This window comes from Streptomyces sp. CHD11, from assembly GCF_018638295.1.
In the GTDB taxonomy this organism is placed as follows: domain Bacteria; phylum Actinomycetota; class Actinomycetes; order Streptomycetales; family Streptomycetaceae; genus Streptomyces.
On the sequence record NZ_JABTTS010000011.1, the window covers coordinates 131,274 to 140,565 of the forward strand.

Below are 9,292 nucleotides of genomic sequence, written 5' to 3' on the forward strand. Positions count from 1 at the left end.
AGCGGGGCGGCGCGGGGAGGCGCAAGGCCGGTCAGTCGGCCTGCCGGCTCCCGGCGGCGGCGAACAGGGCCCCCGCCGCCACCAGCAGAGCGGCGCTCGCGTAGATCTCGTAACCGTCGAGGAATCCCCACCGGTGCACCAGGCCCCGGTTCCAGCCGGTGAACTCGGTCACCAGGCCCACCACCCCCTGCACCGTCGCGAGGAACCCCACGACCTCCAGCAGCTTCTTCATGCCACCGACTCTCGCCCCGCGGCCCCCGCCCCCGCATCGGCCGCGGGGCGGGACCCGCCCGGCGGAAGACCGTGATCCCGGCCGGCCGGAGCGCCGAAAGTCTGCCGCACCGCGACTTCGGTAGCCGATCCGGGCCGTTCGGTGCCGCCACCGGCACCCCCTGCGTAGATTTGTCGACGTGACTGGTGACAAGGCGGCGCAGACCGCCCCGGTGTTCACGGGGCGCCGGTGGTTCTTCCCCTCCGCCCTCATCCACGCACTCGATCCCGAGGGGCTGCGCCACGGACGCCGCCCCCGGCGCACCGCGAGGGACTGGATCGTCGACTTCGCCTGCTTCCTGCTGGCCGTGTCGATCGGACTGCTGGGCGCCGAGACGCTCAGCAACAATCACGACCTCCCGCCCGCGCTGGTCACCGCCGACCAGGTGCTCGGCGCCCTGTCCTGCGGCGCGATCTGGCTGCGCCGGCGGTGGCCGCTCGGACTGGCCGCGGCCATGGTGCCGGTCAGTTTCGTCTCCGAGACCTCCGGCGGCGTGGCCGTGATCGCCCTGTTCACCCTCGCCGTGCACCGGCCCTTCCGGTACGTGGCCTGGGTGGCCGGTGTCCAGGCGGCGCTCGTGCCGCTGTACTTCTGGTGGCGTCCCGATCCCGATCTGCCGTACCTGGCCACGATCGTCCTCTTCGTGGTGCTGACCGCCGCGACGGTCGGCTGGGGCATGTTCGTACGGTCCAAGCGGCAGCTCATGCTGAGCCTCAGGGACCGGGCCCGGCGGGCCGAGACCGAGGCCCGGCTCCGGGCCGAGCAGGCGCAGCGGCTCGCCCGGGAGGCCATCGCGCGGGAGATGCACGACGTGCTCGCGCACCGGCTGACCCTGCTGAGCGTGCACGCGGGCGCGCTCGAGTTCCGGCCCGACGCACCGCGCGAGGAGATCGTGCGGGCGGCCGGGGTGATCCGGGAGAGCTCGCACGAGGCGTTGCAGGACCTCCGGGAGATCATCGGGGTGCTGCGGGCCGGGGAGTCCGACGACACGGGCCGGCCACAGCCGACGCTCGCCGCGCTCGACAGCCTGGCCGTCGAGTCCCGGGAGGCCGGCATGAAGGTCACCCTGGAGCAGCGGGTCACCGACCCGGGCGCGGTGCCCGCCTCGGTCGGCCGCACCGCCTACCGGATCGCCCAGGAGGGCCTGACCAACGCCCGTAAACACGCCCCCGGCGCGGAGGTCACCGTGTCGGTCACCGGAGGGCCCGGCGACGGCCTCGCGGTGACCGTGCGCAACCCGGCGCCGGAGGGGGACGTACCGCACGTGCCCGGAGCGGGGCAGGGTCTGATCGGCCTCACCGAACGGGCCACCCTGGCGGGCGGCACCCTGGAACACGGTCCGGCCGCCGACGGAGGGTTCGAGGTACGCGCACGGCTGCCGTGGGGATGAACCGGTCGCGGTGCCGAGACCGGACCCCGGTCACGGCGCTTCGGACGTCCCGTGTGTTCCCGTACCGCCCCGCCGTGATGACGTACCGCCCATGACTGCGATCAGACTGCTCCTCGTCGACGACGACCCGCTGGTGCGGGCCGGGCTGTCCTTCATGCTGGGCGGCGCGCGGGACATCGAGATCGTCGGTGAGGCCGCCGACGGCGGCGAGGCCGAGGCGCTCGTCGACCGCACCCGCCCGGACGTGATCCTGATGGACATCCGGATGCCGACGGTGGACGGGCTGACGGCGACCGAGTCGCTGCGCCGCCGCCCGGACGCCCCGCAGGCCGTGGTGCTCACCACCTTCCACGCCGACGAGCAGGTGCTGCGGGCGCTGCGCGCGGGAGCCGCCGGTTTCGTCCTCAAGGACACCCCGCCCACCGAGATCATCGCCGCGGTCCGCCGGGTCGCGGCCGGTGACCCGGTGCTGTCGCCCGCGGTCACCCGGCAGCTGATGGCGCACGCCGCCGGTACCGGCGGCGCCACGCGGCACACCCGCGCGCGTGCCCGCGCGGCGGCGCTGGGCGAGCGCGAACGCGAGGTCGCCGATGGGGGTGCCCCGCGCGAGCGTGGGGGAGGTCGGCCGGGGCCACCGGACCGCATCGTGCGTCAGGTCAGGGCCGCCTCCGACCCGCTCAGCAGTTCCGCCGGCCTGACCGGTCTGCGCTCCCGGCGCGATCGCTCGCAGGCCTCCGCGACGAGGAGCGCCTGGAGGGACTCACGCCCGTCGCAGGGGTTGGCCCGCTCGCCCCGCACCACCTCCACGAACGCGATCAGTTCGGCCTCGTACGCGGGTCCGAAGCGCTCCAGGAACCCGGTCCACGGCTTGTCCGCGGCCGGCGGTCCGGTCGGCTCGGTGGACGCGATCGGCGTACGGTCGTCCAGGCCGACGGCGATCTGGTCCCGCTCCCCGGCGAGCTCCATCCGCACGTCGTAGCCGGCGCCGTTCAGCCGGGTCGCGGTGACCGTGGCGAGCGTGCCGTCGTCGAGGGTGAGCAGCGCCGCGCCGGTGTCCACGTCGCCCGCCTCGCGGAACATCGCGGGACCCGCGTCGGACCCGGAGGCGTAGACGTCCGCGATCTCCCGGCCGGTCACCCAGCGCAGGATGTCGAAGTCGTGCACCAGGGTGTCCCGGTACAGCCCGCCGGACTGTGCCAGGTAGCCGGCCGGTGGCGGCTCCGCGTCACTGCTCATCGCCCGTACCGTGTGCAGCCTCCCGAGCCTGCCGGAGCGCACCGCCTCCCGGGCGCCCGTGTAGCCGGCGTCGAACCGCCGCTGGAAGCCCATCTGCAGCACCGTCCCGGCGGCCTCGACCTCCGTGATCGCCTGTAACGTGCCCGCCAGGTCCAGGGCGATGGGCTTCTCGCAGAACACCGGCAGCCCCGCCCGCGCCGCCCGGCCGATCAGGTCGGCGTGGGCGGACGTGGCCGCCGTGATCACCACGGCGTCGACTCCCCAGGTGTAGATCTCGTCCACCCCTGGTGCCGACGTCTCGCCGAGCTGGTGTGCGAGAGCCTGGGCCCGCGCGGGATCCACATCCGTGAGGATCAAGGAGCCGACGTCGCGGTGCCTGCTGAGTGTGTGGGCGTGAATGGTGCCGATACGGCCCGTACCGATGACCCCGATGCGCATGGCTACAAAGTGGGCCCCGTGCCGCTCCCTGTCAATGCGTATGTCCGGACAACCGAACTACACGACTTCCCGTCAACAACCTGCGCGGCTACGCTCGGCCCGTGCCGAAACCAGAAGTGGACCCGACCGTACAACTGGAGCTCAGCGTCGACCGCGGCTCGCCCGTGCCGTTGTACTTCCAGCTGGCCCAGCAGCTGGAGTCCGCCATCGAGCACGGCGCGCTGACTCCCGGCACCCTGCTGGGCAACGAGATCGAGCTCGCCGCGCGGCTCGGTCTGTCCCGGCCGACCGTCCGCCAGGCCATCCAGTCGCTCGTCGACAAGGGCCTGCTGGTACGCCGCCGGGGGGTCGGCACCCAGGTGGTGCACAGCCAGGTCAAGCGCCCGCTGGAGCTCAGCAGCCTCTACGACGACCTGGAGGCGGCCGGTCAGCGCCCCGCCACCACGGTGCTGGTCAACACCGTCGTCGCCGCGTCCGCCGAGGTCGCCGCCGCGCTGGCCGTGGCCGAGGGCAGCGAGGTGCACCGGACGGAGCGGCTGCGGCTCGCCCACGGCGAGCCGATGGCCTGCCTGTGCAACTACCTGCCCCCGGGGCTGCTGGACCTGGCCACCGGGCAGCTGGAGGCCACCGGCCTGTACCGGCTGATGCGGGCCGCCGGGATCACCCTGCACAGCGCCCGGCAGACCATCGGCGCCCGCGCCGCCACCGCCGCCGAGGCCGAGCGGCTGGGCGAACAGCCCGGCGCCCCGCTGCTCACCATGCAGCGCGTCACCTTCGACGACACCGGCCGCGCGGTCGAGTTCGGCACCCACACCTACCGCCCCGACCGTTACTCCTTCGAGTTCCAGCTGCTGGTGCGGCCCTGACCCGCGCACCTCCGTCACAATGTCCGGACAACATGGTGGCCCGGACGGGCAACGCCGGGAACGGAAGTCCCCTCAAGGGCGCGGGTAACCGCGCGGCCGGCCCTGACGCACCCGCACCCGGCAGCGATCCGCGCCATCCCACACGGGATCCGTTCGGTATCCGGCAGAACCGTGCGGCACAATCGCACACGATGAGCACCTACCGCGACTTCACCGCCCCCATCGGATCCCGCCGTGCCCCGGTCCTGAGAACCGTCGGCACCAGGGAGCGCCGCTCCCACCTGACGGCGCCCCGTGTTCCGACCGTGGGCATCGACATCGGCGGCACCAAGGTGATGGCGGGCGTCGTCGACGCCGACGGCAACATCCTGGAACGGCTCCGCACGGAGACCCCGGACAAGTCCAAGAGCCCGAGGGTCGTCGAGGACACCATCGTCGAACTGGTGCTGGACCTGTCCGACCGGCACGACGTGCACGCGGTCGGCATCGGCGCGGCCGGCTGGGTCGACGCCGACCGCAACCGCGTGCTGTTCGCCCCGCACCTGTCCTGGCGCAACGAGCCGCTGCGCGACCGTCTCGCCGGCCGCCTCGCCGTCCCGGTCCTGGTCGACAACGACGCCAACTCCGCCGCCTGGGCCGAGTGGCGCTTCGGCGCCGGACGCGGCGAGGATCACCTTGTGATGATCACACTGGGCACCGGTATCGGTGGTGCGATCCTGGAGGACGGGCAGGTCAGGCGCGGCAAATACGGTGTCGCCGGCGAGTTCGGCCATATGCAGGTCGTCCCCGGCGGCCACCGCTGTCCCTGCGGCAACCGCGGCTGCTGGGAGCAGTACAGCTCCGGTAACGCGCTGGTCCGCGAGGCGCGTGAGCTGGCCGTCGCCGACTCGCCGGTCGCGTACGGGGTCATCGAGCACGTCAAAGGGAACGTCGCCGACATCACCGGCCCGATGATCACCGAGCTGGCCCGCGACGGCGACGCCATGTGCATCGAACTGCTGCAGGACATCGGCCAGTGGCTCGGCGTCGGCATCGCCAACCTCGCCGCCGCCCTCGACCCCTCCTGCTTCGTCATCGGCGGCGGTGTCTCGGCCGCCGACGACCTGCTGATCGGCCCCGCCCGGGACGCCTTCAGACGTCACCTCACCGGGCGCGGCTACCGCCCCGAGGCCCACATCGTCCGCGCCCAGCTCGGCCCCGAGGCCGGCATGGTCGGCGCCGCCGACCTCGCCCGTCTCGTCGCCCGCCGCTTCCGCCGGGCCAAGCGCCGCCGCGTCGAGCGGTACGAGCGCTACGAGCGGTACGTGGAGGCCCGCCGCACCACCCAGGAGTCCTTGTGACCGGCGTACTCCCCCAGCAGCCGGGCGCCCCGGACGAGCCGCGCCCGGCCGAGGACCGGCGGCACATGATCCGCCGCAGGGCCCTCACCCTGCTGATCATCGTGCTGCTCATCGGTGTCCCGGCCGGCTACCTGGTGATCTCGGCGAACCAGAGCAGGGCCAGCGGCAAGGACAAGGAGGCGAAGTACTCCGCGACCGGCCTCACCGAGGGCTGGCCGTCCAAGCTCCAGCGCCGCATCTACCAGGTGCCGATACCCCACCCGGCGTGGTGGGTGGCCTCGTACGAGACCAACAACTGGAAGACCAGCCGGCTGTACGTCGAGTTCGAGACCACCGACGCGGGCCTGAGCGCCTTCCTCACCGGGATCGGCGTCCAGGAGAGCGCACTGGAACGGGGCGACCTCCCCATCGGCACGCGCGACCGCGAGGTCACCGGCTGGACGTTCGACGGACCCGGCACCTGGTCCGGTCTGGTCCACGAGCAGAAGGACCCGGCACCCACGCGCGACATCGTCGTCAACCACGACAAGCCGGGCTACCCGCGGGTGTACGTCGTCTCCCGCACCGTGCCCTGACCCGGGCGCCGGAGCCGGTTGTCAGACCCCGCCCGTAAAGTCGACGACGACGGGATCCGACACGCGGGCGGGAGGTGACACGACGTATGGGCGAGCGGACTTCGGCGGACGGATGCGACACGGCCACCGGGCCGCCCGGCGACCGGGACGGTGCGGGTGTCCCTGACGTACCGGTCCGGCTCGCGGCCGTCTTCCTGCCCGCGCCCCTCCCGCGCGACGGACGGGTCGCCTTCTACGACCCCGGGGCCGGCGCCCGCGAGGCAGCGCCGTCCGGACCACCCGCCGAAGCGCCCGGCGCCCGCGCGCGGCACACCGGCCTGACCGTCGTCCGCCCGCACGGCGCGGGTGTGCGACGCCGGACGGTCGCCGCCCTCTCCCTCCCCGTGGACGAGGCGCTGCCGGTGCTGGTCCGGGCCCGGCACGACCCCGCGGCCCACCCCGCCAGCGCCTGCTGGGGCGCCGCCGCCCTGCACGCGCTGCGGCTCACCGCCCGCGGCCGGCTCCTCCCCGGCCTGACCGCCGACGGCCACGACGCCTGGCGGGCAGGACCGCTCGACCCCGACGACCTGGCACATCTGCGCGCCGTGGCCGCCGCCCTGCCGCACGAAGGGCACGCCGTCCCGCTGCCCGGACCCGGGCCGCTCCGGTTGCCCCGGCCCGAGGCACTGGTGCGTGCCTTCCTGGACGCGGTCGCCGACACCCTGCCCCGCACTCCGGCCGCGCCGTACGCCTCGGGACTGCCGTTCGCCGCGCGGGCACCCCAGCGGCTCCCCGGCGCCCACGACTGGGCCGCCGAGGTAGCCGCCGGAATGGACGCCGGAGTCCGGATCTCGCTGCGCCTGGACCTGTCCGCGTACGACCTTTTCGACGCCGGTGAGGGAAGCGGCGGGCAGGGGAGCGGGGCACGGGGCGCGGGCGCGGCGATCGTCCAGGTGCACAGCCTCGCCGATCCGACCCTGGTGGCCGATGCCGCCGCCCTCTGGTCCGGCGACGCCGAGAGCGCCTTCGGCACCCGCGCGCGGGTGGACACCGCCCTCGCCGTGCGCCGCGCGGCCCGCGTCTGGCCGCCGCTGGACCGGCTCAGTGACCAGGATGTGCCCGATGTCCTGGCCCTGTCCGAGGATGAGCTGAACGACCTGCTCGGTGTGGCGGCCACCCGGCTCGCCGCGGCCGGCGTCGCCGTGCACTGGCCCCGGGACCTCGCCCAGGACCTCACCGTCACGGCGGTGGTCCGCCCGGCACCCGGCTCGGCGACCGACGGCACCGGCTTCTTCGAGAGCGAGGACCTGCTCCGGTTCGGCTGGCAGCTCGCCCTCGCCGGCGACCCGCTCACCGAGGCCGAGATGGACGCCCTGGCCGAGGCCCACCGTCCCGTCGTACGGCTGCGTGACCAGTGGGTGCTGGTCGACCCCGCCCTGGTCCGCAAGGCCCGCAAGCGGGACCTGGGGCTGCTCGACCCGGTCGACGCGCTGTCCGTCGCCCTCACCGGCCACGCGGAGATCGACGGCGAGACGGTCGAGGCGGTCCCCGCCGGAGCCCTGGCCGCCCTGCGCGACCGCCTGACCGCCGGCGTGCGGCCCGCCGCACCACCGCCCGGCCTGGACGCCACCCTGCGCGACTACCAGCTCCGCGGCCTGGCCTGGCTCGACCTCATGACCTCCCTCGGCCTCGGCGGCTGCCTCGCCGACGACATGGGCCTGGGCAAGACGATCACCCTCATCGCGCTCCATCTGAAGCGCGCCCGCCGCGAACCCACCCTGGTGGTCTGCCCCGCCTCGCTGCTCGGCAACTGGCAGCGGGAGATCACCCGGTTCGCCCCCGGCGTCCCGGTGCGCCGCTTCCACGGCCCCGACCGCACCCTGCGCGACGCCGGCGGCGGCTTCGTCCTCACCACCTACGGCACCATGCGCTCCGCCGCCCCCGACCTGGCCGCCCACGCCTGGGGCATGGTCGTCGCCGACGAGGCACAGCACGTGAAGAACCCCCACTCCGCCACGGCGAAGGCGCTGCGCACGATCCCGGCCCCGGCGCGGGTGGCGCTCACCGGCACACCCGTGGAGAACAACCTCTCCGAGCTGTGGGCCCTCCTCGACTGGACGACCCCCGGGCTCCTCGGCCCGCTCAAGTCCTTCCGCGCCCGGCACGCCCGCGCGGTGGAGACCGGCGAGGACGAGGAGGCGGCCGAGCGTCTGGCCCGCCTGGTCCGGCCCTTCCTGCTGCGGCGCAAGAAGTCCGACCCCGGCATCGTCCCCGAACTGCCGCCCAAGACCGAGACCGACCACCCCGTACCGCTCACCCGCGAACAGGCCGCGCTGTACGAAGCGGTGGTGCGCGAGTCGATGGCCGCCATCGAGACCGCGCAGGGCATGGGCCGCCGCGGCCTGGTGCTGAAGCTGCTCACCGCGCTGAAGCAGATCTGCGACCACCCGGCGCTGTACCTGAAGGAGGGGCACACGCCGGCCGGCGACGACCGGCTCGCCGCCCGTTCCGGCAAACTCGCCCTGCTGGACGAGCTGCTGGACACCCTGCTGGCCGAGGACGGCTCGGCTCTCGTGTTCACCCAGTACGTCGGGATGGCCCGCCTGATCACCGCGCACCTCGCCGAGCGGGCGGTCCCGGTCGAACTCCTCCACGGCGGCACGCCGGTGCTGGAGCGGGAGCACATGGTCGACCGCTTCCAGAGCGGCGCGACTCCGGTCCTGGTCCTGTCCCTGAAGGCGGCCGGCACCGGTCTGAACCTCACCCGCGCCGGGCACGTCGTCCACTTCGACCGCTGGTGGAACCCGGCGGTCGAGGAACAGGCCACCGACCGCGCGTACCGCATCGGACAGACCCAGCCCGTCCAGGTCCACCGCCTCGTCACCGAGGGCACGGTGGAGGACCGTATCGCCGAGATGCTGGAGTCCAAGCGGGCGCTCGCCGACGCGATCCTCGGCTCGGGCGAGTCGGCCCTCACCGAACTCTCCGACCGTGACCTGTCCTCCCTCGTCGCCCTGCGGAGGCCGGCATGACTCCCCGCCCCTCCGACGAGGCCCGCGAGGCCCTGCGGGCGGCACGCGAGCGGGTACCCGGTGAGCCGGCGCCCGGCCGGGACCGGCCGCCCGCCGGTCAGCCACACCGTCCGGGCGACGCGGCCCGCGAGGCTCTCCGCCGCGCGGTCCGGGCCCGCCGCGCGG

The 9,292-nt window shown here is 74.2% G+C and carries 7 protein-coding genes and 1 pseudogene; 6 read left to right on the top strand and 2 right to left on the bottom strand.

The genetic code is table 11. The features are described 5' to 3' along the window. Positions 1 to 31 precede the first annotated feature (31 nt). Complete coding sequence (locus HTV45_RS15275) at positions 32 to 232, bottom strand: hypothetical protein (protein ID WP_215206308.1); 201 nt, start codon at positions 230 to 232, stop codon at positions 32 to 34. Between the two features lie 178 nt (positions 233 to 410). On the opposite strand from HTV45_RS15275, the gene HTV45_RS15280 reads away from it, so the two are divergent. Together HTV45_RS15280 and HTV45_RS15285 are read left to right on the top strand one after the other, a co-directional pair. Further along, a complete protein-coding gene (locus tag HTV45_RS15280; RefSeq protein ID WP_215206309.1) occupies positions 411 to 1,661 on the top strand; it encodes a histidine kinase in 1,251 nt (416 codons plus the stop codon). 91 nt (positions 1,662 to 1,752) lie between these two features. Next, a pseudogene (locus HTV45_RS15285) lies at positions 1,753 to 2,250 on the top strand (response regulator transcription factor); the annotation flags it as partial. 62 nt (positions 2,251 to 2,312) lie between these two features. Here the strand turns inward: HTV45_RS15285 and HTV45_RS15290 are convergent. After that, positions 2,313 to 3,335, bottom strand: a complete 1,023-nt coding sequence (locus tag HTV45_RS15290) for a Gfo/Idh/MocA family oxidoreductase (RefSeq protein WP_215206310.1) — start codon at positions 3,333 to 3,335, stop codon at positions 2,313 to 2,315. Positions 3,336 to 3,451: 116 nt separating this feature from the next. Here HTV45_RS15290 and HTV45_RS15295 point away from each other — a divergent pair, with 116 nt between their 5' ends. The 4 genes from HTV45_RS15295 (at position 3,452) to HTV45_RS15310 (ending at position 9,127) form a co-directional block, all read left to right on the top strand. Beyond that, complete coding sequence (locus tag HTV45_RS15295) at positions 3,452 to 4,201, top strand: GntR family transcriptional regulator (RefSeq protein ID WP_215206325.1); 750 nt, start codon at positions 3,452 to 3,454, stop codon at positions 4,199 to 4,201. A 191-nt stretch (positions 4,202 to 4,392) separates the two neighbouring features. Then, on the top strand, positions 4,393 to 5,541 hold the full coding sequence (locus HTV45_RS15300; protein ID WP_215206311.1) for an ROK family glucokinase: 1,149 nt from the start codon (positions 4,393 to 4,395) through the stop codon (positions 5,539 to 5,541). Then, a complete protein-coding gene (locus HTV45_RS15305) occupies positions 5,538 to 6,116 on the top strand; it encodes a sugar kinase (protein WP_215206312.1) in 579 nt (192 codons plus the stop codon). The genes HTV45_RS15300 and HTV45_RS15305 overlap by 4 nt, the downstream gene beginning before the upstream one ends. A gap of 86 nt (positions 6,117 to 6,202) precedes the next feature. Then, on the top strand, positions 6,203 to 9,127 hold the full coding sequence (locus HTV45_RS15310; protein WP_215206313.1) for a DEAD/DEAH box helicase: 2,925 nt from the start codon (positions 6,203 to 6,205) through the stop codon (positions 9,125 to 9,127). Positions 9,128 to 9,292: the final 165 nt, after the last annotated feature.